At 66.1% G+C, this 23,678-nt stretch carries 17 protein-coding genes and 1 pseudogene; 12 read left to right on the top strand and 6 right to left on the bottom strand.

Annotated elements, in window-relative coordinates; genetic code table 11:
* Positions 1–40: 40 nt before the first annotated feature.
* The 5 genes from KG104_RS01265 to KG104_RS01245 are packed head-to-tail and all read right to left on the bottom strand — an operon-like array spanning position 41 to position 6,702.
* Complete coding sequence (locus tag KG104_RS01265; protein ID WP_207348350.1) at positions 41–1,483, bottom strand: amidase; 1,443 nt, start codon at positions 1,481–1,483, stop codon at positions 41–43.
* Positions 1,480–3,291, bottom strand: coding sequence for a dipeptide ABC transporter ATP-binding protein (locus tag KG104_RS01260; RefSeq protein WP_207348349.1), 1,812 nt, complete (start codon positions 3,289–3,291; stop codon positions 1,480–1,482). Before KG104_RS01260 ends, KG104_RS01265 begins: the two co-directional genes overlap by 4 nt.
* On the bottom strand, positions 3,288–4,175 hold the full coding sequence (locus KG104_RS01255; protein WP_207348348.1) for an ABC transporter permease: 888 nt from the start codon (positions 4,173–4,175) through the stop codon (positions 3,288–3,290). Before KG104_RS01255 ends, KG104_RS01260 begins: the two co-directional genes overlap by 4 nt.
* Positions 4,175–5,122 carry an ABC transporter permease gene (locus KG104_RS01250; RefSeq protein ID WP_207348347.1) on the bottom strand — a complete coding sequence of 316 codons (948 nt, stop codon included), beginning with the start codon at positions 5,120–5,122 and terminating at the stop codon, positions 4,175–4,177. The genes KG104_RS01255 and KG104_RS01250 overlap by 1 nt, the downstream gene beginning before the upstream one ends.
* 56 nt (positions 5,123–5,178) lie before the next feature.
* Positions 5,179–6,702: an ABC transporter substrate-binding protein gene (locus KG104_RS01245; protein WP_207348346.1), complete on the bottom strand. Its 1,524-nt coding sequence runs from the start codon at positions 6,700–6,702 to the stop codon at positions 5,179–5,181.
* Between the two features lie 170 nt (positions 6,703–6,872).
* On the opposite strand from KG104_RS01245, the gene KG104_RS01240 reads away from it, so the two are divergent.
* From KG104_RS01240 to KG104_RS01210, 7 genes are all read left to right on the top strand, one after another.
* The gene (locus tag KG104_RS01240) at positions 6,873–7,616 is read left to right on the top strand and encodes a FadR/GntR family transcriptional regulator (protein ID WP_207348345.1); all 744 of its coding nucleotides are present in this window, start codon (positions 6,873–6,875) and stop codon (positions 7,614–7,616) included.
* A 227-nt stretch (positions 7,617–7,843) separates the two neighbouring features.
* Positions 7,844–8,218 (top strand): hypothetical protein, encoded by a 375-nt coding sequence (locus tag KG104_RS01235; protein WP_207348344.1) that lies wholly within the window; start codon positions 7,844–7,846, stop codon positions 8,216–8,218.
* A gap of 241 nt (positions 8,219–8,459) precedes the next feature.
* Positions 8,460–9,101: a hypothetical protein gene (locus KG104_RS01230; protein WP_207348343.1), complete on the top strand. Its 642-nt coding sequence runs from the start codon at positions 8,460–8,462 to the stop codon at positions 9,099–9,101.
* 23 nt (positions 9,102–9,124) lie between these two features.
* The gene (locus KG104_RS01225) at positions 9,125–10,798 is read left to right on the top strand and encodes a sensor histidine kinase (RefSeq protein ID WP_207348342.1); all 1,674 of its coding nucleotides are present in this window, start codon (positions 9,125–9,127) and stop codon (positions 10,796–10,798) included.
* 13 nt (positions 10,799–10,811) lie between these two features.
* Positions 10,812–11,447, top strand: coding sequence for a response regulator transcription factor (locus KG104_RS01220; protein ID WP_207348341.1), 636 nt, complete (start codon positions 10,812–10,814; stop codon positions 11,445–11,447).
* Positions 11,448–11,667: 220 nt separating this feature from the next.
* The gene (locus tag KG104_RS01215; RefSeq protein WP_207348340.1) at positions 11,668–12,681 is read left to right on the top strand and encodes a hypothetical protein; all 1,014 of its coding nucleotides are present in this window, start codon (positions 11,668–11,670) and stop codon (positions 12,679–12,681) included.
* A 1-nt stretch (position 12,682) separates the two neighbouring features.
* Positions 12,683–14,134 (top strand): hypothetical protein, encoded by a 1,452-nt coding sequence (locus KG104_RS01210; RefSeq protein ID WP_207348339.1) that lies wholly within the window; start codon positions 12,683–12,685, stop codon positions 14,132–14,134.
* Between the two features lie 51 nt (positions 14,135–14,185).
* Here the strand turns inward: KG104_RS01210 and poxB are convergent, their stop codons facing one another.
* Entirely contained in the window at positions 14,186–15,904 is a 1,719-nt protein-coding gene (poxB, locus tag KG104_RS01205) for a ubiquinone-dependent pyruvate dehydrogenase (RefSeq protein ID WP_207348338.1), read from the bottom strand.
* A 280-nt stretch (positions 15,905–16,184) separates the two neighbouring features.
* Between poxB and KG104_RS01200 the strand changes: the two are divergent.
* The 5 genes and pseudogenes from KG104_RS01200 to KG104_RS01180 all read left to right on the top strand — a co-directional run.
* Positions 16,185–16,901: pseudogene (locus KG104_RS01200) on the top strand (SCO1664 family protein); the annotation flags it as partial.
* A 70-nt stretch (positions 16,902–16,971) separates the two neighbouring features.
* The gene (locus KG104_RS01195) at positions 16,972–17,391 is read left to right on the top strand and encodes a hypothetical protein (protein ID WP_207348473.1); all 420 of its coding nucleotides are present in this window, start codon (positions 16,972–16,974) and stop codon (positions 17,389–17,391) included.
* 674 nt (positions 17,392–18,065) lie between these two features.
* A complete protein-coding gene (locus KG104_RS01190; RefSeq protein ID WP_207348337.1) occupies positions 18,066–19,511 on the top strand; it encodes a DUF3375 domain-containing protein in 1,446 nt (481 codons plus the stop codon).
* The gene (locus KG104_RS01185) at positions 19,508–20,323 is read left to right on the top strand and encodes a DUF4194 domain-containing protein (protein ID WP_207348336.1); all 816 of its coding nucleotides are present in this window, start codon (positions 19,508–19,510) and stop codon (positions 20,321–20,323) included. Before KG104_RS01190 ends, KG104_RS01185 begins: the two co-directional genes overlap by 4 nt.
* Positions 20,320–23,631 carry an ATP-binding protein gene (locus KG104_RS01180; protein ID WP_104055626.1) on the top strand — a complete coding sequence of 1,104 codons (3,312 nt, stop codon included), beginning with the start codon at positions 20,320–20,322 and terminating at the stop codon, positions 23,629–23,631. Before KG104_RS01185 ends, KG104_RS01180 begins: the two co-directional genes overlap by 4 nt.
* Positions 23,632–23,678: the final 47 nt, after the last annotated feature.

The raw sequence follows: 23,678 nt of genomic DNA, 5'->3' as shown, positions 1-23,678 counted from the left end.
TCCGGGCTCGCTCCGGGCCTGGTTCAGAGCTGCGTCCGAATCAGGCCAAGGCTGTCCAGTTCGGAGTTGAAGACACCGGCCGCGCCGCTTCATACCAGGCCGCAACCCTCAGCAGCTCCGCATCGTTGCCCACAGCTCCGGCAAGCTGCAGACCGATGGGTCTGCCGTTCGCCGTGAATCCGCAGTTCACTGTGGCAGCGGGATGGCCGGACATGTTGTACGGCACGGTGAATCCGATGTGGCCCATGGTCCGCTCGGGGTCAGGCAGGGGCATGGGCTGTTCAGCGGGGAACGCCGCCATGGGTGCCACCGGTGAGAGGACGACGTCGTAAGGTGCGACGGCGAGCACCGTCGCCTGCTGCATCCGTCCGATGCTGTGGAAATTCCGGATGGTCTGGCTGCCCGAGACGTCGGCGCCGCGGGAGCACCAGCGGACGATGTAATCCAGGACCAGCTCCCGGTGCGCGGGTTCCAGTTCCTCCAGATCCGCGTAGGACCGGGTCCGCCAGAATTCGTCGAGCCCGTGCAGCATGTCCTCGTCGATGAAGGGAGCCAGGATTTCAACCACGGCTCCGGCCTGCTCAAACAGGGCGGCGGCAGCCTGCACCGCCGCCAGCACCTCGGCGTCGGGTGCCTCTCCGCAGCCGGCGTCCAGCTGCAGGGCAATGCGCAGCGGCGCCGGGTCTGCCGGTTCGGCGCTCCACTGCTGGGGTGGAAACGGCCTGGTGGTGTAGTCCCGGGGGTCAGGCCGTGCCACCAGCTCCATCAGGACGGCGGCGTCCGCCACCGTGCGGGCCAGCGGGCCTGCTGCCCGGCCGGTGTACGGAGCGTCGAGCGGGACCAGCCCGGCGCTGGGCTTCAGCGTGGCCAGTCCCTGCCAGGTTCCGGGCAGCCGGATGGATCCGCCGATGTCGGTTCCCACATGCAGCGGCCCGTATCCGGCGGCCGCCGCACTGCCGGCTCCGGCACTGGAGCCTCCCGTGGTCCAGGCCGGATTCCAGGCGCTGCGCGAGACCCCGTGCAGGCTGGACACTCCGGAGGAGAGCATGCCCCAGTCCGGCATGGTGGTGGAGCCGAGAACCACCACCCCCGCTTCCAGCAGCCGGTCCGTGACGGGCGCATTCCCGGCCGGCACCGGCGGATCGGGCAGGGCCGTTCCCGACGGCTTGGGGATGCCGGCCCGGGAAATGTTCTCCTTAATACTGCAGGGCACGCCGTCGTATGCGCTGCGGGAGGATCCCGTCCGCCACCGTTCGGCGCTGTCCTGCGCCTGGCGCAGAACGTCCTGCGGATCAAACCGGTAGAACGCGTTCAGCTCCGGTTCCCGCTCCCGGATCCGTTCGATGACCGCTTCTGCCACCTCCACCGGGGTCAGGGTTCCGGCGGCATATGCGCTGCTGAGCTCGGCGGCGGAGAGGTCGTGGAGGCCCCGGCTGCGCGGGGTGCCCTCCTGCTGCGGTGATTGATTGGCCGTCTCCGTCATTTTCCCTCTCCCTGACTGGTCAATTCTTCCCGGCTGTCCATCGCCCGCCCGGCGAGTTCCGTCCGCAGCGACATCGAGGACGCCACCAGCGTCCGGGTGTACTCGTGCTGCGGGTCCTCGTAAATCTGCTCCGTCGGGCCGCTTTCCACAATGAGCCCATGGTTCATCACCACCACGTTGTCGCAAAGATGCCGTACGACGGCGAGGTCATGGGACACGAACACCAGGGTCAGGTTGTACCGGTCCACCAGATCCGAGAGCAGGTTCAGCACCTGTGCGCGCACTGAAACGTCCAGGGCGCTCACCGGTTCGTCGGCCACCAGGATGCGCGGTTCTCCGATCAGGGCCCTGGCAATGGAAATGCGCTGCCGCTGTCCGCCGGAGAACTGGTGCGGAAAGCGGTCCGCTGCTTCGGGCGGAAGGTCAACGGCCCGGAGCATTTCGGCCGCGCGTTCAGCATGCCTGCCGCGGCGCGCCGTTTCCCCCGGCAGCAGCAGCGGTTCCGTGATGATGTCACGCACCCGCATCCGCGGATCCAGCGATCCCATGGGGTCCTGAAAAACAATCTGAAGCTCGCGGCGCAGCTGGCGCAGTTCGTTTTCCCGTGCCCCGGCCACCTCGTTTCCGGCAACTTTGACGCTGCCGGAGGTGGGCCGGTCCAGTCCGGCCAGGATGCGCAGCAGCGTGGACTTGCCGGACCCGGACTCTCCCACCACGCCGAACCGCTGCCCTGCAGCCACCTCAAACGAGATGCCCCGCAGTGCCTGCACCTCGGCGGGCGCACCAAAGAGCGAGGTGCGGCCGCGCCGGTAGGTGCGCACCAGGTCCCGCACGCTGATCAGCGGCTCGGCGGCGCCGTCGTTCCCTCCGCGGTCAGGCAGGGCGTCCACGGCAGGCGAGTTAAGCCGGTCAGGCAGGACAGGCCGGGAGACCGCCGTCGTCCCTTCGGCGGGCGGGGATGCGATCTTCGGCGGTACATAGGCGTCGGCCGAGGCCACCGTGAACAACCGGCCGTCACTGTCCGTAGCCTCCAGGTCCGAGGCCGCCAACAGCCCCCGGGTGTAGGCGTGGGCGGGCCGGGTCAGCACCTGTTCGGTGGTTCCCTCTTCCACCACGCGGCCCTTGTTCATGACCAGGACGCGGTCACAGACGCTGGCCACCACTGACAGGTCGTGGGTGATGAACAGCAGTCCGGTGTCGCGCCGGCTCACGGATTCCAGGATGAGGTCCAGGACCTGGCGCTGCACGGTCACGTCCAGGGCCGTGGTGGGCTCGTCACAGAGCAGGACCGCCGGATCGTTGGCCAGCGCCATGGCCAGCATGGCGCGCTGCCGCTGTCCGCCGGAGAGCTGATGCGGATAGGCCCGGGCGGCTTCCGCGGGATCGGGCAGCCGCACCGAGGCCAGCATCTCCACGGCTTTCGCAGCAGCCGCCCGCCGGTTGGGCACCGTGCGGTGTTTGAGCATCACCTCGGCCACCTGCGGCCCCACCTTCATGAGCGGGTTGAGGGCGCTCATGGGTTCCTGGAACACCATGGTCATCGCGTTGCCGCGGATCCGCTGCATCTGGCTGTCCCGGGCCCCCACCAGGTCATGGTCGGTTCCGGCCAGCCGGATGGAGCCGGTGGCGGAGACCCCCTCCGGCAACAGTCCCATCAGTGCCGTGGCAGTCATGGACTTGCCGGACCCGGACTCACCGATCAGCCCTACCCGTTCACCTTTGCCCAGCTCCAGGTTGAAGCTGTCCACCAGGGTGTGCTCGCCGGCGGACACCCGAATGTCCTTCACCTCCAGCAGCCGCTCGCTCATCGGGGAGCCTCCCCGTTCAGCTTGGGGTCAAACCGGTCGCGTAGCCCGTCACCCAGCAGGTTGAAGCCCAGGACCGCCAGGGCGATGGCGGCTCCGGGCCAAATGGCGAGCGCCGGAAAGGTGCCCAGGAACTGCTGGGATTCCTGCAGCATCCGGCCCCAGGAGGGAATTGGCGGCGGCGTACCGAGTCCCAGGAAGGACAGTGCCGCTTCCGCCAGGACGGCCAGCGCAAACGTGACGGAGCACTGGACCACCAGCACCCCCGCAATGTTCGGGAGCACATGCCGGCGGGCAATGCGCAGTGCGCTCTGGCTGGAAGCGCGCGCGGACATGACATATTCGGTGCTCATCACCTGCAGGGTTCCGCTGCGCGCCACCCGTGCGAAGCCCGGGATTGAGCCGATGCCAATGGCGACCATCGCCGTCGTCGTCCCCGCCCCAAACACCGCGCCGAACATGATGGCAACCAGCAGGGCAGGAAACGCCATCAGGATGTCTGCGGCGCGCATGCTGATCTCCTCGGCCGCACCGCCGCGCATTCCGGCAAGGATGCCCAGCGGCGTTCCGATGAGAAGGGCAATGCCGACGGAGATCAGGCCCACCAGCAGGGTGATGCGGGCGCCGTAGAGGATTGCCGAAAACACGTCCCTGCCGTAGCGGTCGGTTCCCATCAGGTGCTCCGCGCTGGAGCCGAGCAGCCGGTCCTCGGGTACGGCCCGGACCGGATCGTACGGTGTCCAGAAAAAGGAGAGGAGAGCGGCCGCGACGACGACGGCCACCAGTGCCGCGCCGATCAGCAGGGTGGGCGACGGTTTGCCGCGGCCGGGACGCCCGACGGGGACCGGAGCGGCTCCGGTGAGGGCAGCCGGGGTGAGATCGCTCATCAGGCCTTCTTCCGGATTCGGGGATCCAGCACGGTGTACAGGACATCCACCAGCAGGTTGATGGTGAGGGTGATGGCCACCAGCACCATGACCACGGACTGCACGGTCAGCAGGTCCCGGTTGCCCACCGCGTCCAGGAGCAGGGAGCCCAGCCCGGGGATGACGAAGACGCGCTCAATGACCACGGCGCCGATGATCAGCGCGGCCAGCTGCACCCCGGTGACCGTAAGCACCGGAATGGCGGCGTTGCGCAGGCCGTGCTTCACCAGTGCTTCGGTCCGCCCCAGCCCTTTGGCGCGGGCAGTGCGCAGATAGTCCTCGCTCATGATCTCCAGGACCGCGGACCGCACGTACCGGGTCAGGATGGCGCCCTGGACGGAGGCCAGGGCCAGCACGGGCAGGAACACCCGGCGAAGGAAATCGGCGAAGTCCTCCCCCGGCGGCGTCCAGCCGTTGGCCGGGAACCAGCCCAGCCCGACGGCGAACACCACCACAAGGAGGATGGCCGCCAGGAACCCGGGTACCGCCACGCCCACCTGGCTCAGCCCGCTGAGCAGGATGCCGCTGATCCGGCGGTGGTTCACGGCCATCAGGGTGCCCAGAGGCACGGCGATCAGCAGGGCAACCGCCATGGCCAGGCCCACCAGGATCAGGCTGACCTGCACCCGGTCCAGAATCAGCGGCGTGATGTCCTGGCGGGTGACGTAGCTGGTGCCGAAATCTCCGCGGAACAGGCCCAGCGTCCAGTCAAAGTACTGCACCGGCAGGGGCCGGTCAGTGCCGAACTCCGCCCGGGTTTGCTCGAGCAGCTCCGGTGTGGCGTTGACGCCCAGCGCAATCTGCGCCGGGTCTCCGGGGACTGCACGCATGAAGATGAAGACCGCCACCGTGGCCACCAGGAAGGTGACGGCAAACCGTGCCGCGTTGATCAGCAGCCTGATGCCCAATGCGTGCCTCTTTTCAGTCCGTGCCGTCGGCGCCGCAGGATGCTCTCGCGCCGGTTTCAGCTCCAGCCGATTCCGGTCAGGTCCAGTGCCTCGGTGACGGAGTTGGCGGGGACGTTGGTGACATCGGCATCGGCCACCACAATGTTCGGGAACAGGAAGAGGACTCCGGCGGCTGCGTCTTCGGTCACCGTGCGGACCACGTCCTTCATGCCGTCGACGTAGCCGGCTTCGTCGGCGGCGTCCGCTGTGGCGGCCGTTTCTGCGATCTTGGAGTTGTCATAGCCCAGGTAATAGTCCGGGTTGTTGAACATGGTCAGGAAATCCCGGCTTTCCACGGCAAGGACCACTGACATGTCGTAGTCATGCTGCGTGAAGACCTTGTCCAGCCAGACGGCGGGGAACTCGGCGGATTCGATGGTGGCGTTGATGCCCACCTCCGCCAGCTGGGAGACCACAATTTCGGACACGGCTGTGGCGTAGGGGCGGGTGGGAACGCTGAAGGTGATGTTCAGGTCCTCGGCTCCGGCTTCGGCGAGCAGGTCGCGGGCCTTGTCCGGGTCATAGGCGTTGACGTCGGTCAGGTCCTCGTAATACGGGTCGGTGGGCGGTACGGCCGCCCCCACCACGGTGCCGTAGCCGCTCCACGCGGTGTCCAGCACGGCCTGCCGGTCGATGGCGTGCATGACCGCCTGGCGCACGCGGACATCGTCAAAGGGTGCCTGTTTGTTGTTCATGGACAGGATGATTTCGCCGTTGGAGGTGCCGTCCAGAACCTGGTAGGCGTCGTCGCTTTCAAAGGTGGAGAGCAGCTCGGGTGCCTGCATGTTGTAGACCACGTCCACATCTCCGGATCGCAGCGCGTTGGTGGTGGCCGTTGCGTCCGCGAAGTAGCGCAGCGTGGCGGTATCCACCTTGGGCGCCTCGCCCCAATAGTCGTTGCGAGCCTTCATCTCGATGGACTGCCCGCGGTTCCAGGCCTCGATGGTGAACGGTCCGGTGCCGATGGCGGTGTTCGCCAGATCATCCACGCCGCTTTCATCGAACATGGCTCCCACCGGTGTGCCGAGGTCAAACAACCAGGCGTTGCTTGGACGGCTCAGCACAATCTCCACTTCGGTGTCACCCAGGACGTTGACCGCCTCCACAATGGCCATCTTGTTCTTCAGGCTCGAAACCCATGCCCCGGAGTTGACGCGGTCGAGGCTGAACTTCACGTCGTCGGCGGTAAACGGCTCACCGTTGGAGAAGGTGACGTCCGGCTGCAGCGTGAACGTGTAGGTGCGGCGGTCCTCGCTGATGTCCCAGGACTCGGCAAGCAGCGGCTGGATGGCACCGTCCTGGTCAATTTCCACCAGGCCTTCATACACGTTGGTCATCAGCGCCTGGGGAATGGCGGCGCCGGCGGTGGTGGTGAAGTCAAGGTTGGTGGGCTCTCCGGTGAGGGCCACCGTGATCCCGGACCGCTGCTCAGCGGACTCGGCCGGCTCCTCCCCGGACGAACCCGCAGAGCAGGATGACAGGAAGAGCGCCGATGCAGCCAGCAGTGCGACCGCAGCTGCCCGGGAAGGTGCACGATTCATTGGGGATCTCCATCCTCCGGCAAGTCCAACAATTTGAACCAGACAACCTCATGGAGTGCCAGCCTGTCTACCTATTTATCTGGTCTTACCAGTGAAAGTTTTGGACGGAGGTATATCGCTGGCCGATGCGGCCCGGTACATTCGAAAAAACTTCGATTGTGAAGGGCCGCATGAGCAAAATCAGTTTCTCCCCCGCAGTCCCCGTCCTGACCTACGAACGCGTGGTGGAACAGATCGAAGCGGTCATCATTTCCGGCGAGGTTCAGCCCGGACAGCATCTGCCCAGCGAACGCGAGCTGATGGTCCAGTTCTCGGTCAGCCGCCCCACGGTGCGTGAAGCGCTTCGGGTGCTGCAGAGCCGGGGGCTCATCGCCTCCCGTCCCGGCGGACGCTCCGGACCGGAGGTGCTTCCCTTCACCGGACAGGCACTTCAGCAGTCCTTCACCACGCTGGCTCGGATCGCGTCCCTGTCCCTCTCGGACCTCGTCCAGTTCCGCATCATCCTGGAAAGCTCCGCCTGCCGGCTGGCAGCCGCGCTGCACACGCCGGAGCAGCTTGCCGCGATGCACGGTGCGGTGGAACGCATGGAATCCGCGGCAGGCAGCATGGACCTGTTCAATGCAGCGGATCTGGAGTTTCACGCCGTCGTCTGGGAGGCCAGCCACAACCAGCTGCTGCAGGCCAGCGGCCAGGCCGTCTCCGGCGCCCTCCTGGACCTCATGAATGATCGAATCTCTTCGGCCGGTGACCCCGGGGCTGCCATGCGGGATGCCGCCGCCAGCGACCGACTGCTCTTCAGTGCCATTGCCAGCGGGGACAGCGCGGCCGCCGGCGAGCAGGCCCGCCGCTCCATCACCGCCGCCCATGATGCCTATCTGGATGCCGACGGACGCAACGGCTTGGCCGCACTCTGAGGCTGTAGCCGGGTGCACCCAACTGGATTGTCAGCGCCTACCTGCAGCTCTCCGTGATGAACCGGTGATTCGGTTCATTGGTGCGCCGTGCCCGCAGGCGGGAAACTTTGCGCTTTGCCCGCAGTTTTGATCCTTGTTAGCGTTGCTGCCTCCGAATGGAATGAAATCTGCGAGCTTGCGAAAAAGCGCGAAGAACTGCAATCGCAGTAAGGAAGGAGGCGTCACCCATGAGCCGTCACAAATTTCTGGGACTTTCAACTGGGACCACCATCCTGGTGGCTGCACTTTTCTCGATCGGTTCCGTCTTCGTTGGCGCAAACGGCTTAATCCCGCTGTCCGTTTTTGCGGCGCTTGCATCCTTATGCGCGGGCACGTTCGCGGTTGCTGATCTTATGAGAGCGGAAAACTCTTCAAAATATCTTGCAGTCATTGGAATGTTTACTCTCACGTTGTCGCTGCTAGTTCCGCTCTTTACGTGGACAGCAAGTGCCGCCATTCCCCTGGCTGCCGTTTCGCTGCTGGCGCTGACACCAGCCGCATATTGGGCGATAACCTGGCTAGTCGCCCAAAGGCGGATGGGCCAGAGTCCTGCCGGCGCCTAAATGACGGGCCGAAGTGCGCGTCCTTCCCGGCATCTGGGGGCATTTCGCCGGCGGCGGCAGCAACCCCGCTGACACCGCTTTCATCGACAAGGCGGTGACGGAACTTCATGCTAGGAACCCGTCATGCTGCATCCTGCCCCTGGTGCGGAAACCGGCGCACGGACAGTGATATCGAAGCACGGTGACAAACCGGGACCTGCGCCTCTGTCCGCCCGGGAACGGCCCGGGCCAGCATCAGCACATGACACCAACACGTATCCTTCTGCTCGCCGCGGCCCTCGCCGCTCCAATCCTCTTTGTTACCGGTCAGGCGCTCCTGCCGAATCTGGGCCGTGACCCTGCCACGGCCTTTCCCCTGATGCTGGAATACCGCGATCAGCTCATCCTCTCCCGCCTCCTCACGACCGCCGGCGCCTACCTGCTGCTTCCCCTGTTCTGGCTGGTGGCCGGACTGGGCGGAACTGTCACGCGCGCGGGCGCGGCCATCGCCGCTGTGGGCACCTTCTTCAACGCCGTCAGCCAGGCGGTCCAGGGCTACGCCGCCTGGGGAGCAACGGCCCCGGGGCTCGACCACGGGGCCTCCATGCAAACCCTCCTGCACCTGGAAGACGGCCCGGCGGGTTTGGCGGTCTCGTACTGGTCGGTTCCGCTGTTCGGCATCGGACTCAGCGTCATGGGCATCGGCCTGCTGATCGCCAAGTCAGCTCCCCGGTGGATGCCCCTGCTGTTGCTCGCCGGAGTTGTTCTAGGGTTCCTCACCGCCGGCCAAGGTCCCGTCGTCGCACTCACCCAGATACCACTCGTCGCCGCCCTGATCGCGCTTGCGGTCTACAAAGTGTTTTCCCTTGCTCCGCAACCGGCAAGCGTTCACACTGATGCCTAAACGAACGTCCCCAACGAGGCGTTATGAACCAGCCAACCGCCCGCCGCCTTCGCGCCCTGACAGGGCCCACGGTCTGCATCCTTTTGACCGTGGGCGCAGCCGGAGCAGTCGTCGTCGTGGGTCCTGAGCGGGCACTCACGTCAAACCTGGTGCAGGACACGGTGGCGGCTCTGTCATGGACGGTGCTTGCGGCCATCTGGACGGTCCGCGGCCGCCCGGCCGGGGCTGTCCTGACCATCGCGGCAGCTTGGAGTGTGGCGGCCGCGACGGGTGGTTTGGCGGTGGCGGGCTCGCCCCTGTCCGTCACCGCGGGTTGGATATGCACCTGGGCCTGGGGCAGCGCCGTCGGTTTGTCCTACACGCTGGGCGTGCTGAGGGCTGCGCGCTGGCGGAGTTCCTCCCGGCTTAAGCTTGCCGCCGTCCTCAGCACCGCGGTGATGGCACTCGGATTCGCAACACTGCCAACGGTCACAGTGGAGGAAGGCGTCGAGTATCCCAACCCCCTCGAGCTTCCTTTTTCTCCTGCCCTGTCCCTGACAGGCGTCCTGCTCACCGCATGCACCGCCTTCGCCGCGGCAGCGTTCCTGGCGCTGCAGCTGACGAGTCCCGCCCGACGCCGGCAGGCGTTGCCGGTACTGATCGCAGCCATCGCGGGCCTGGCAGGAATCGCAGTGGGAGCAGCCGCGAATGAATGGTCGCCCCTGATTCAGGTACTAACCCTCCCCCTCCTGCCGATCGCGCTGTCCCTGACCACGATCGGCACGGGCTCGCGCACCCTCCGCTCGGTGGGCCCCCAGCTCGACGGCGCCGCCGATCCGTCGAGCGCCCTGAACACGACGCTCGCTGAAGTCGCCCGCGACCTTGGCGTCTCGGGCCTCGCCATCAAGGTCGGCGAAAACGTCGTGGCCTCCGTCGGCGATCCGGGCCACCACCGGGTGACGCTCCTTCATCTGGGCCGGCTAGAGGGGTTCCTCTTCACGCCGAAGCTGGCCGGAGACGCCGCTGAAGAAATAGACGCGGTTTCACCGTCGATCGCCGCGGTGCTCAGCTCGGCCAGGCTCGCGGCGGACGTCCGGCGTTCCCGCGCCGAGCTGGCGGTGGCCCGGGAGGAGGAACGACGGCGCGTGCGCCGTGATCTGCACGATGAGGTAGGACCCCTGCTCGCTGCGGTGATCGCCCAGACAGACGTCGCCGGCCTGGCCCTGGACCGTTCACCGGAGCACGCCCGCGAGTCCCTGGACAAGGCACGCACCGCCGGCAGCGAAGCCGTCACCGCTCTTCGCCGGATCTCCCGCGACCTGCACCCTGTCGCCGTCGACACCCTCGGGCTGGCAGGTGCCCTCAACGAACTCGCTTTCCGGCTCTCGGGACTAACCAGCGTGAGGGTGACGGCGATGGCGGCGGCATCTCTGCCGGCAGCGGTCGAGGTGGCGGTCTATCGTCTTGCAGCGGAGGCGGCGGGCAACGCGGTACGGCATGCCGGCGCCTCCGCCGTGGATATCCGATTGACGGTGGACCGGGACGCCTTGCATCTGGACGTCGTCGACGACGGTACCGGGTTCGATCCCACCCAGCCCAGCGCCGGCGTCGGGCTCGCCTCGATGCACCAGCGCGTCGCTGAGCTGAACGGAGAACTGTCCATCACCAGCAGCAGCGCGGGCACCGCCGTCCGCGCCCGGATCCCTGTTCCGGATTGAGATTGGCACGCGTATGAGAGTCCTGCTGTGTGACGACCATCCGGTCTACCGGGACGGGTTGCGGGCCCTCTTCGATGAGCTCGGAGTCGAGGTAGTTGCCGAAGCGGCGAGCGGAGAGGAGGCGGTGATGCTGGTGGCGGCCTGCGAACCCGACATTGTGGTCATGGACCTGTCGATGCCGGGCATGGGCGGCGTGGAAGCCACGAGGCGCATCGTGGCTGAGCATCCGTTAGTCCGGGTTCTGGCACTGACAATGGTGGACGAACCGGCAACCATGCTTGCGGCGCTGCGGGCAGGAGCGAGCGGTTACCTGCTCAAAGGCGCCGGCCATGCGGAAATCCAGGCCGCATTGGACGCCGTGGAATCCGGCGGTATGACGATCGCGCCGGAGGTTGCCCAGGGCCTGCGTGCAGGACTGCGCCCGCCGGAGCCGTTCCCGCAGCTCACACCGCGCGAGCGGGATGTGCTGGGCCTGATGAGCCGGGGCCGCACCAACGAACATATTGCTGATGTGCTCGTGCTCTCGGTCAAAACGGTGCGCAACGTGGTCTCGGGCATCTTCCCTAAGCTCGGTGTCACCACCCGGGCGCAGGCCGTGGCAGCAGCACGCGATGCGGGGGTGGACGGGGCTGAGGCATCTGCTCCGTAGGGGGCGTCGCCGCTGCGAGAGGGTCTTAAGCAAAACATCCTGTCAGATATGGTTCCGGGGGTGCACGGCAACACCGTCCTTAGGGACGTTTCGACCAGGATCCCGTGCCAGCCGTGGGCACTGCCATCTTTGACGGAAGTCTTCCAACATCAGCGTCAGTGGGTCGACTAGAGTTCTAGAACACAAAGCCGGTCTAGATGTAACCGGGAGGAACCCAAGGGTGGAGATCACAATGGATGGACCTCTCAATGCTGGCAAAGGTAAACACGACAAAGGCAAGGCCTTCGACGGACTCGGAAGGATCACCGAGAGCGTCCGCCAAACCAGTCGAGTCTTGTCGACACACCTGGTTGACCAGACCAGCCAGACAAAAAAGAAGATCGAGGAACTCAACACCAGAGCCCCCGACTCATATGACGAAGCTGTGGCGGAATACAACGGCGTGTTCACCGCGATGAGCGACAAGGGCATGTCGCTCATGCGGCAACGTGAACGATCTGCCGACCTGATCACCCTTGTCGAGATGTTGGTGAACAGTATCGCCAACACACCGAAGTCATTCCGTGCCGATTTCGACGAGATCCTGCTCCGCAAGAAGGAGTTCCTGCAAGCCGAGGAGTTTGCTCGAAAGGACTTGGAGGCAGCACGGCGATCGGCAGTCGGAGCAGGGGCGGGTTTCACCGCGGGCGCCGCCATTGCCAGCGTGGCCCCCACCGCCGCAATGTGGGCAGCGACCACGTTTGGGACCGCGTCAACGGGCACTGCCATTTCCACCCTTTCCGGCGCGGCCGCCACCAATGCCGCGCTGGCTTGGCTTGGCGGAGGCGCTCTCACCGCGGGCGGCGCTGGTTCCGCCTCTGGGAGTGCGCTGCTCGCCCTGGCCGGTCCGGTTGGCTGGACGATCGCCGGTGCCACTCTGCTGACAACCGTCGTACTCTTCTCGAAGAAAAAGTTCGAGAATAGAGCTGCGAAAGACCTAGCATTAACTGCGATAAAGCAGAACATCGCTCTAACTAAACAAAGCGATGTTCAGATCGCAACCTTGTTAGAGGAGACTTCTTCGTTGCGTAACCGCTTGGTCTCGCTATATGCAGAGTGTCTGACATTTTACCGTGCTGATTTTGCCACCCTAAATGAGGCGGATCATGTGCGGCTCGCAACATTGGTGAACAACACGAAGGCCTGTGCCGCGCTGCTGGGCCGGCGGATTGACCCGGAGACCACGGACGAGTGACATGAACAAGTTCGCCCAGACTACCCAGGAACAAGCGACCGCCGCTTGGATAAACTATCTAAACCAGCTTCGAGTGGACGCCCTATTAGAGTTGCTCGCTACGCAAAAAGATAACCTCAGCGACGCGATTTCCAGCATCAATAATGCTCTCTTGAAGATCGATCTCGAAGTCGTCTCAACCAATCGAGGCGGGCAAAAGGGAATGCATGGGTTCATCGCTGAGATAGCCGAATTGGGAATAGGGAACGCCAGAGAGCTGATAAGCGGCCAGAAGGCGACCTATACCTGGGTGAACGATAACGGGCCAGTGGACCTCATGCGCGCCGGAGTGGATATCCAGCAGAAGTTCTCCATGTCAGGAGGGAGTTTCTCACTCGCGGCGGTGGAAGAACATCTCAAAAGGTATCCGGACTATGTCAAAAACGGTGGTCGGTACCAGATCCCACAAGATCATTTCACGACCGTTCAACGGCTGCACTCCATGTCCCCGGAGGAGGCGGGAAGGCTGGTGTCCCGCAGTGGCAAGGGCGAGTCCTTCAAGGATTGGCAGCGAATTAATAAATTCTTCAACGAGGGATCGATCCAAATCGAATCATTGGAACCCTCGAAGCTGGACTATCGCGACGTACAAAGAGGGACATACGCGTCGACCCTGGAGTCCGAACAGGACTCGCTGAGATCCACTGACCGAGCGTTGCGTGACCGCGCTTACCAGCGAAGCCGCCCAAAGCTGGAGGAGGGAGCGAAGGCTTCTCTGGTTGCTGCGACGCTAGAAGGCGGTACGAGTTTTTTACTGGCAGTTATGGCCAAACGTAAGGCAGGTAAACAGTTCCAAGAGTTCAGCGCCCAAGACTGGGCCGAGATCCTCACCGAATCAGGACTTGGAGTGGCTAGAGGCGGAGTCAGAGGTGTGAGCGTTTACTCGTTGACAAACTTCACCGCCACATCGGCGGCAGTGGCCAGCTCAATCGTTACCGCTACTTTCGGCATTGCAGAGCAGGCGCACAGGCTACGTAATGGCGAGCTTGGCGCGCTCGAATTCCTCGAGAACGCCGAAGTCGTTTGCCTGGAAGCTGCCATAGCCGCCCTGTCGTCCTTCGTGGGACAAGCACTAATCCCGGTTCCTGTCATCGGCGCCGTGATCGGCAATACCGTTGGCACCATCATGTACCAGTGTGTTTCCGCTTCACTCTCCAGGACCGAGGCGGACCTAATTAAGGGCTACCTCGCGGACCAACGCGCTCTGGATGAAGAGCTGGCGGCACAGTACGGCCGCCTCGTCGACGAATTGAACCAGGGTCTATCCAACTACCTGGCAGTCCTGGAACGGGCTTTCTCGCCTGATCTTCAGATTGCGCTCCGTGGATCGATTGATCTTGCACGAGCGCTAGGTGTCCCCACTGACGAGATACTGGATAGCAAGAACAAAACCAGCTCCTATTTTCTGGACTAAAGCTCCGCTCCCCCGATCTGTAAATTCATTGGGTCAGGGCACATACATCACTCACAGCAGCTGCCGCGCGTTGGCCTTTGCCAGGTCGATAAGTTCGCGTCCATTGCCGGCAAGCACCGTCCGCATCGCGTAGACAGCAAAGCCGGTGGCCTGCTTCGCTTCGATCTTCGGCGGCATGGAGAGCTCCTGCCGCTCCACCGCGACTGAGACAAGCGCGGGGCCGTCGTACGCGAACGCACGGCGCAGCGCGCCCTCGAGATCCTCCGGACGCGTGACGCTCTCGCCGTGCATCCCCACAGCCTGCGCGACCGCACCGAAGTCCGGGTTCTCGAGCCCGGTGCCGAAGTTGACGATGCCCGCCGCCTTCATCTCCACCTCCACGAAGCTGAGCGCCGCGTTGTCGAACACGACAATCTTGATCGGCAGCTTGTGCTGCACCGCAGTCAGCAGCTCACCGAGCATCATCGCCAGGCCGCCGTCGCCGGCGAGGATGACAACCTGCCGGTTCCGGTCCACCGCCTGGGCGCCGAGACCGAGGGGGGTGGCCGCCGCCATGGTGCCGTGCCAGAAGGAGCCGATCAGCCGCCGTCGCGCGCCGATGTGCAGGTGCCGGCACGCCCAGATGACCGGAGTGCCGACGTCGGGCAGGAAGACCGCGTCGTCGTCGGCGAGCTTGTCGATCAGGTGGGCGAGGTGCTGCGGATGGATGGTGCCCGGACCTTGCTTCTCGAGGTCGTCGAGCTGCTTCCGGGTGCGGCGGTAGTGGTCCAGCGACTTCTCGAGGTGGGTGCGGTTGGACTTCCGTTCGAGCAGCGGCAGCAGTGCCTCCGCTGTCTCGCGCACGCCGCCGACCATGCCTTGGGTGAGCGGCACGCGGCGGCCGAGCTGCTCGCCCCGGATGTCGATCTGCAGGATTTTCGCGTGCTTCGGGTAGAACTGCTGGTACGGGAAGTCGGTGCCGAGCATCAGCAGTGCGTCGCAGTCCTCCATGGCCCGGTAGCCGGACGCGAAGCCCAGGAGGCCGGTCATGCCGACGTCGAACGGGTTGTCATGCTCGATGAATTCCTTGCCGCGGAGGGCATGTACGATCGGCGCACCGAGTGCGTCGGCGAGGGCGAGGACCTCCTCGCGCGCCCCCTCGACGCCGGCGCCCGCCAGGATGGTCACGTTCCCGCAGGAGTTCAGCGTGGCGGCGGCCTCCTGCAGCTCTGCCGGGGAGGGCATGGTGACGGGGTCGGTGCGGCGGACGGTGAAGACGCGCTCGTCGACGGCGCCTTCCAGCGCGGTGTCGCCCGCCATCACGAGCACGGCGACGCCCCTCTTCTCGATGGCCGTCCGCATGGCGATCTCCAGCAGCCGCGGCATCTGGTCGGGGCTCAGGACCATCTCGCAGAAGACCGTGCAGTCACGGAACAGCTCGGTGGGCCGGGTCTCCTGAAAGTACTGGCTGCCGATCTCGTCGCTCGGGATGTGCGAGGCGATCGCGAGCACGGGAACCCGGCTGCGGTGCGCGTCGTAGAGCCCGTTGATGAGGTGCATGTTGCCGGGGCCGCAGCTGCCCGCGCATACCGCGAGCTCGCCCGTCAGCGCCGCCTCCCCGGCGGCGGCGAACGCGGCTTCCTCCTCATGCCGGGTGAGCATCCACTCGATGCCCTTCTCCCGGCGGATGGCCTCAGTCACCGCATTCAGGGAGTCGCCGGGAACTCCCCAGATCCGCTGGATCCCGTTGGCAGCGAGGTTGTGGACGACGGTCTCGGCGATCGTGGGCATGCTGCTCCTCAGTTCGGCGCGCTCAGACGGCTCCGTCAGTCTAGGCGCCGGGGGCGGGTGGTACCAGAGGTGGGTGGGTGCGTGGTTGCCTCACCGTTCCCGCGAGCGGCATTCCCCTGGCACTCGTGGACAATGACGATCTCAAGGGTGTTCAGGAACAGTTCCGCGCCGGGGTGGTGAGCCCTGAGATGGGACCCGACGACGACGCAGGTGGTCGACGAGCCCTACCCCCTCGAAGAGGTGGATGGGGACGACGGCGTCTTCCTCGAGGACGACGACGATGCTGAGCCCGACGGGCACACTTAAAGGCGATCTGGTGACGGCATCCAACACCGACTTCCTGGGCAGCACCGGCGACGCCGTCGTGGTCTCCAAACCGCTCGCCGGCGAAAAGCCGCTGTGGGCTTTCCCGACGGATGCCTGGCACACCGCGAGGTGGGCCGCGTACCTGGTGTCAGAGGCGCTGGGCTGGAACATCGTGCCGCGCACCCTGGCCGGGCGACGGACCGCTCGGCGAGGGCATGGTCCAGCTCTGGCAGGAGACCGATCCCGGGCAGACCGCCGTGAACCTGGTGGCTGTTGACAAGGTGCCGGACAGCGGGTGGAAAGATGTGCTCCAGGGCCAGGACGAGACCTGGAGGATCGCCTCACTGGTTCATGAGGACACTGCGGTGCTGGGGCAGATGGCGGTGTTCGACGTCCTGGTCAACAATGCCGATTGCAAGGCGACCACGTCCTCGCCATGGCCGACGGGCACGGTACGGAGAGGACCACGGAGTCACCTTCCACAGCGACCACGAGCTGCCGACCGTGCTGTGGCTGGATCGGCGATGCGTTGAACGCTGAGGAAGTCGAGGGGGTTGAGCGAGTTCTCGCGTGACTGCAGGGGAGCTGGGCCGGCAGCTGGCGGAGCTCCTGACCGCCGAGAAAATTGCATCGTTCGCTGCCCGACCAGCTGCGTTCGACTGGCCGGTTCCCGGCTGCCAGCGGTGGGATGCCGGGCTCACTCGTTTTCCATTTTCCGCCGCCGGTCCTGCGGACTGAGCACTCACCTATAGGATTCCCTAGTGCAAATTATTTTGGGGGCAATCGCCTCGTGCTTCGTCGTCGTTGTAACAGCCTATTTCGGCGTCCGGGGGGACGTGCGTGAACGCGCGGCGCTGAAGGAACTGATTGAGCTTCGTGGTGCCCTAGACCCGGGGGATGGAAAAGACGCGCTGAATGCTGAGATTGAGCGGAGGGTCAAGGCGATTGCGCCTAGTTCTGCCGAGAGAGCTGAGAAGACTAGGAAAACTCAGTTCCGGACAATCTTGGGGCTTCTCGTAGGAGGTGTCTTCTTCTACGGGGGATCACTCTGGGTTACCGGCCTCACAGAGACGGTGCCCTCGTGGGTTGTGGCTCTTGTCTTCGTGGCGCTCCCCCTTGGGAGTCTGATGCTCTGCGCTGGTGCGATTTCGGGGCTTCGATATCGACGCAGATATTTCTAGTGTCCCTGCGCCTGGTGCTGTCTGCTGCACTGTTTCCCGCTCCCCCTTAGAGGCTTGGAATCCCTCGAGGTTCTCCCCCGGCGCACGCCGCAGCTCGCACGCTGCTGCTGCCTGTCCATGGTTAGCCGGCCCCTGCGCGGCCCTGGTCTGATCCCCCGCGGCGGCCTGTTGCTGCCAGTCCCGTCCCGCTGGGGGTGGAGACCAATCTCCACCCCGCCGCCGTCCTGGTACCGCAGCTGGTTCCCCTGGTGGATCCAGCCCGCCGCCGACGCGCGCGTGAGGCGTGCGCCGTGCGGCGTTAGGGCGGGTGGGAGGCGTGGTTGTGGCCGGGGGGTGCCGGTGGCGGATTTCGGAGCTGGTGCGCTGCTGTTTCGGGTGTTGGTTTCCTCGGTCGGTGGGTGGGCTGGCTGCCTCGGTGAGGGTGGTTAGCGGGCGCTTTTGAACCGGCTCGGATGGTGCCCGGCGGCGGTGTGGTCGCCGGGGTTTCCGGCGGGTGCGCCGGGCGGGTTTGGTCGCTGCTGCGGCTGTCCTGGGCGTCGTCTGTGATCACTCTCGGGCGGTAGGCCGGCCGCGGCAGCGGGTGCCGGCCTGCGTGCCGCGGGGCTTGCCACCCTCCCACCCGGCTAAAATCGAGGAGGCCCGTTTTTCCCCACCGCACGGGCGGAAAGCGCAGAATGTCCTTCATCGAGAACGCCGTCGCCCGCTGGGCCGAACTGCAGCGGCTCCAGGCCTCCCCCGGCTGGAAACTGACCAACGCCAACGCCTGGGTCCCGGCGCTCTTCCGCGAAGCCTTCACCCGCACCCGCCCGCGGGTTCCGCTGGACGACTTCCACGCCATGACGGACAGCTTCCTGAACCGGCTCCGCATGGACGGCGTATCCCTGCGCGAAGACTGGACCGGCCGGAACTACGCCGATGACTGGGTGGCCCGCCGCTTCCTGGCCCGGCCCCGCGCCGACGGGAAGTTCGTCTACGAACTCACCGAATCCTCCGCCCGCTTCCTCTCCTACTTGGACGGCTACACCAGCGACAAAACGTCCCTGAACTCCTCCCGCCTTGCCACCCTGCTGGACCGGGTGGAAAACCTTGCGCAGGAATCCAACCCGGACCCGGCCGCACGCATCGCTGTCCTTAAAGAAGAGGTCGCCCGCCGCGAGGAGATGATCCGCGCCCTGGAAACCGGCGAGGCTCCTCCGCCGCTGCCGGAGGACACCGCCGTCGAAGCCGCCCGCGACATCCTGGACCTGGCCGCCGCCCTGCCGGCCGACTTCAAACGCATGCGCGACGGCCTGGAAAAGATGCTGCACAACCTGCGCCAGGAAATGGTGGAATCCAACGCCGCCAAGGGCCTGACCATGGGCGAAATCCTCGAAGCGGACAAAAAGCTGCGCAGCACCGCCGAAGGCCGCACCTACGAGGGCTTCACCGCCTTCCTGAACGACGCCGACCAGCAGGCCCGCTTCCGCGCCGCCATCGCCGAGGTCCTGGAACGGGACTTCGCGGACAACCTCAGTTCCGAGGACCGGCAGAGCCTGTACCGGCTGATTTCCGACATGCGGGACCAGGCCACCGAAATCCACCGCATCTACGGCCGGCTCTCCGAATCCATGCACACCTACGTGCAGAGCGACGAGTACCGCGAATCGGTGCAGCTGCGCCAGCTCATCCGCGCCGCCGAGGCCGCCATCCACAAGGCTCCGCGCGGACGCCGCCGCGCCGCCGTCGTGCCCGCGCCGCAGCTGTACGGGTCGGGCTTCGAGTCCCTGAGCATGGTCCGGGTCTACAACCCCGAAGACCACGCCGCCCCGCGCACGCTGCCCGAACCGCCGCAGTTCACCGAGGCGGACATCCACCGCTCGGTCCGCACCCCGCGTGCGGACCGGCGGGTGCTGGCCGACGCCGTCTCCCGGGCGACGGCGAAACGCCCCGGTGCCACGGTGGCCCAGGTGTTCGAGCAGCTGCCGCCCGAGCACCGGCACCTGAACAGCATCCGTGCCCTGCTCGCCGGCGGCTCAGCTGCAGGCGACACCCTTGAATCCGTTACCTTTACCCAGATCGACGGCAGCGAGCGCACCGCGCTGCTGCCCGCCGTCGCCGTCGCGAAAGCCCCCGAAAAATGAGCGAGACCATCCACGCCGCCCCGGACGAGAACGTCTTGGAAGAACACGTCCCGGAAAACCCGGAGCTGGAAGCAGAAGACACCGAGGAAACCGACGCCCCGCGCGACCTCCTGGTCGACGGCCCGGAACTGTTCCCCGGCGACACCGGCACCCTGCCGCTGAAGCTGCGCCAGGCCCTGATCCGGCTGCTGCGCGGCCCGTACCTGGACGGCACCTCGTCCGACAACGTGTACGAGACCGTGGTGGACAACCAGGACCAGCTGCGCGTGCGGCTGAGCGAACTGTTCCTCACCCTGGTCATTGACGAGGACCGCAAGGTCGCGCTGCTGCGCCCGGTGGAAATGCCCGACCCGCACACCTCCGCCCTGCAGCGCCAGCGCGAAATGACCCGTGAGGAAACCCTGCTGCTGCTGCGCCTGCGGCTGATCCTGGACCGGCACACCGGCACCGGGAACGAGGCCACCATCGCCCGGCAGGACATCCTCGAGGTGCTCGAGTCCTACGTGGACCCGGGACAGCGCGACGCGAAATCCGTGGAGGACACCGCGGACGCCGCCATCCGCAAGCTCGTCCAGGACCGCCGCCTGCTCATCCCCACCGAGCTGGACAACGTCTGGGTCATCTCCCCCGCCCTGCCGCTGGCCCTGCCCTACAGCCAGATCGGCGACATCGTCACCTTTATGAACACCCTGTCCGGGGACGCGGGGGACGACGCAGCGGACGACGGCGCGGCCACCCTGGATCTGGACGGCACCGACACTGTGCCTGAGAACGCTGAACCCGCCACGAACGACGGCGAGGAGCCGGCATGAGCATCGAAACCACCCTCCCCATGGGCGACCTGATCAACCCCGGCCAGAATCGGCTCTCCTCCGTGCAGATCGTGAACTGGGGAACCTTCGACGGCGCGCACACCATCAAGGTGGACCGTGCCGGCACCCTGCTCACCGGCGACTCCGGCGTGGGCAAATCCACCGTCTTTGACGCGATGCTGCTGGTGATGGACGCCCGCCCGAAGATGAACGAGGCCGCACAGAACAACAACGGCACCAACGCCGAGGAAAAGCGCACCGCCTTCTCCTACATGCGCGGCAGGCTGGGCACGCAGGGAGCGGACGACGGCGCGGGCACCGCCTACCAGCGCCCCGGCGCCACCTGGTCCGCGGTCTGCCTGACCTTCGACAACGGGCTGGGCCAGATCACGTCCCTCTCCGTGGTGATGGATCTGCCGGCCACCGGCACCGAACACAACCTGGGCCGGTTCTACCTGGTGCACAACCGGCCCCTGGACCTCGCCGCCCTGCAGACCGGCATCCGCGGCCGCTTCACCAAGGGCAGTCTGGAGGCGCTGCTGCCCGGCGCCGCCGTGTTCGATTCGCACAAGACGTTCGCCGAACGCTACCGGCAGGCCCTGGGCGTGGAGGATGAGAAGGCCTTCAACCTGCTGCGCATCCTGCAGACCGGCAAGGGCCTGGGCGGCACCGTCAATGACTTCTTCCGCACCAATGTGCTGGACACCCCGCGCACCCTCACCGCCGCCGAGGAAGCGGTGGAGGACTTCAGCCACCTGCGCAGCATCCGCCGCCAGCTCGAACGCGCCCGGCAGCAGCGCGACCACCTGGCCTCCGTCCCCGAACTCCACACCCGCTACCGGCAGGCCGCGGACGCCCTGGCGCACAACCGGGCCCTGACCAAGGAAGGACTGCCCGCCTACCGGCAGCGCCTGGCCCTGGACGGCGCCCGACGCACCGCCGAGAAGCTGGAAGCTGAAGCCGCAGCTGCCCGCGCGGAACTGTCCGCCGCGGAAGCCCGCCGGGCCACCCTGAAGGACCAGCGCGATGCCCTGAGCACCCGTTACGCAGAAGAGGGCGGCGGCGCCATCGCCACCCTGGAACGCGAACTCGCCGCCGCGGCCGCGCAGCTGCGCTCCCGCGAAACCGTGGAGAACGCGTTCCGCGACGAGCTCACCGCGGCGGGGATCGACGTCGATTTCTCCCCCGCCGGGCTGGTCACGGCCCGCAGCCGCGCCGCGGACCTGATGAAGTCCCTGACCAAGGACCTGGACGCCGCCAAGGAGCGCAGCAGCAACGCGCACGGCGAGGCGTGGTCGCTGAAGGGGCAGATCGCCAAGCTGGAGAACGAGATCGGTTCCTTCCGCCGCCGCAAATCCAGCATCCGGCAGGAATCCTTGGACCAGCGGACCCGGATCTGCGCGGCCACCGGCATCGACGAGGCAGACATGCCCTTCGCCGCCGAACTGATCGACCTGCCCGCCGAACACGCCCAGTGGCGTCCGGCCGCCGAGCGCACCCTGCGCTCCCTGGCCACCGCCCTGCTGGTGCCCGGCGAACACATGGCCGCGGTCACCCGCTTCCTGAGTGAGAACGACATGCAGGGCTACGTCCGCTGCATCGACGTCTCTGTGCCCCTGGACGGCCCCGCCGAGCCCGGACCCGATGACCTGATCACCAAGCTGGTCACCCACGATTCCGCCATGGGCGACTGGGTGCGCCGGAAAATCACCGCACACTACGACTTTGTCTGCGTGGAGGACCCGGCCGGGCTGGCCGGCGTCGCCAAGGGCGTGAGCCTGGGCGGTGCGGTCAAGCGCAACCGCAGCACCACCGAAAAAGATGACCGGCACACCAAGGCCTCGGACAACGTCCTGGGCTTTGACAACAAGGACACCGTCGCGGCGCTCGGCAACGAGCTGCTGGCCCTGCGTGCGGTCTTCGAGGAGGCGGACACTGTCTCCCAGCAGCACGCCCGGGAACAGGATGAGATTGTCCGACGGCTGGCCGCGGTGCGCCGTGTGCTCGACGACGGCCGCACCTGGGAGGAGCTGTCCGCGGAGGCCGCACGCGCCGCCGTCGCGCAGGCCACCGACCGGCTGGAGTCGGCGCGGGATGCCAACGAGGACCTGGAGCAGATCCGCTTTGAGCTGGACACCGCCGAGCTGGACCTGACCGCCGCCACGGAGCGGGTGGGCGGACTGAAGCAGAACACTGCGCGGCTGAACGCGGACCTGGCCGCCGCCGTCGAACGCCGCACCGCACTCTCCGCCAAGGCGCCCGACAATCTCTCCGAGGGGCTGCGCACCGCGCTGGCGAACCTGTTTGCTCCGTTCGGGGACCTGACCGACGCCGCCGCGCTGAAGGAGGCCGCCGGGGAGGTGGAACGGTCCCTGATCACCGAGCAGAGCCGGCTGGAGAAGACCCTGCTGGAGACCCGCGCGAAGCTGGAGCGGACCTTCGAAACGTACTCCGACAAGTGGGGTTCGGACTTCGGCACCTCCGTGGAGGCTGCCGGCGCCTACGAGGACCGGTTCGAAGGCATCATCACCGAGGGCCTGCCGCAGCGCGAGGCAGAGTTCCGCGAGTACTTCAACAACCGCACCTACGAGCGCTTCAGCGACCTGCTGCAGCTGCTCGATGAGGAACGCCGGAGCATCTCCTCCCGGCTGCTGCCCTTGAACTCCGTGCTGCGACGGGTGGAATACCACGCGGGCAGCCACCTGGAGATCGAGGTGGCCACCACCGTTCCCGACGCCGCGTACAAGTTCCGCACCGAGCTGAAGAACGCGCTGCCCATGATGGGGCGGCGGCAGGACAAGGCGGAGATGGACGCCCGCTACGCGGCCCTGGAGACGCTGGTGGACCGGTTGAAGGATCCGGAGGAGAAGCGCTGGCGGGCCGAGGTGCTGGATGTCCGCTCGCACGTGACCATCACCTGCAACCACCGCCTTGCCAACGGCCACACGTACACCAATCTGCAGGCGTCGCTGATGTCCGGCGGCGAGGGCCAGCGGTTCACGGCGTTCATCATGGCCTCAGCACTGGCCTACCAGCTGGGCATCGTGTCCCAGGGGTTCAGCACCTACGGCACGGTGATGATGGATGAGGCGTTCGTGAAGTCCTCGCTGTCCTTCGCGGAGGCGTCCATCAATGCGCTGCACGAGTTCGGCTTCCAGCTGCTGCTCGCCGCCCCGGAGGACAAGGTGGACCTGTCCAGGTTCCTGGGTTCGGTCACCGAAATCCTGCGCGACGACGTCACCAACCGTTCCGGCGTGCTGGAGCGCGGGCTGGGCAATTCCCGGTCGGTGGACATCCAGCTGCGCTAGGTCCTGGGGGTCCCGGGTTCGGTTGGCCGGGGTCCTCTGATCCGGAG

It is taken from the genome of Arthrobacter sunyaminii (assembly GCF_018866305.1).
In the GTDB taxonomy this organism is placed as follows: Bacteria; Actinomycetota; Actinomycetes; order Actinomycetales; family Micrococcaceae; genus Arthrobacter_B; species Arthrobacter_B sunyaminii.
This window is presented reverse-complemented; position numbering and strand designations above follow the sequence as displayed.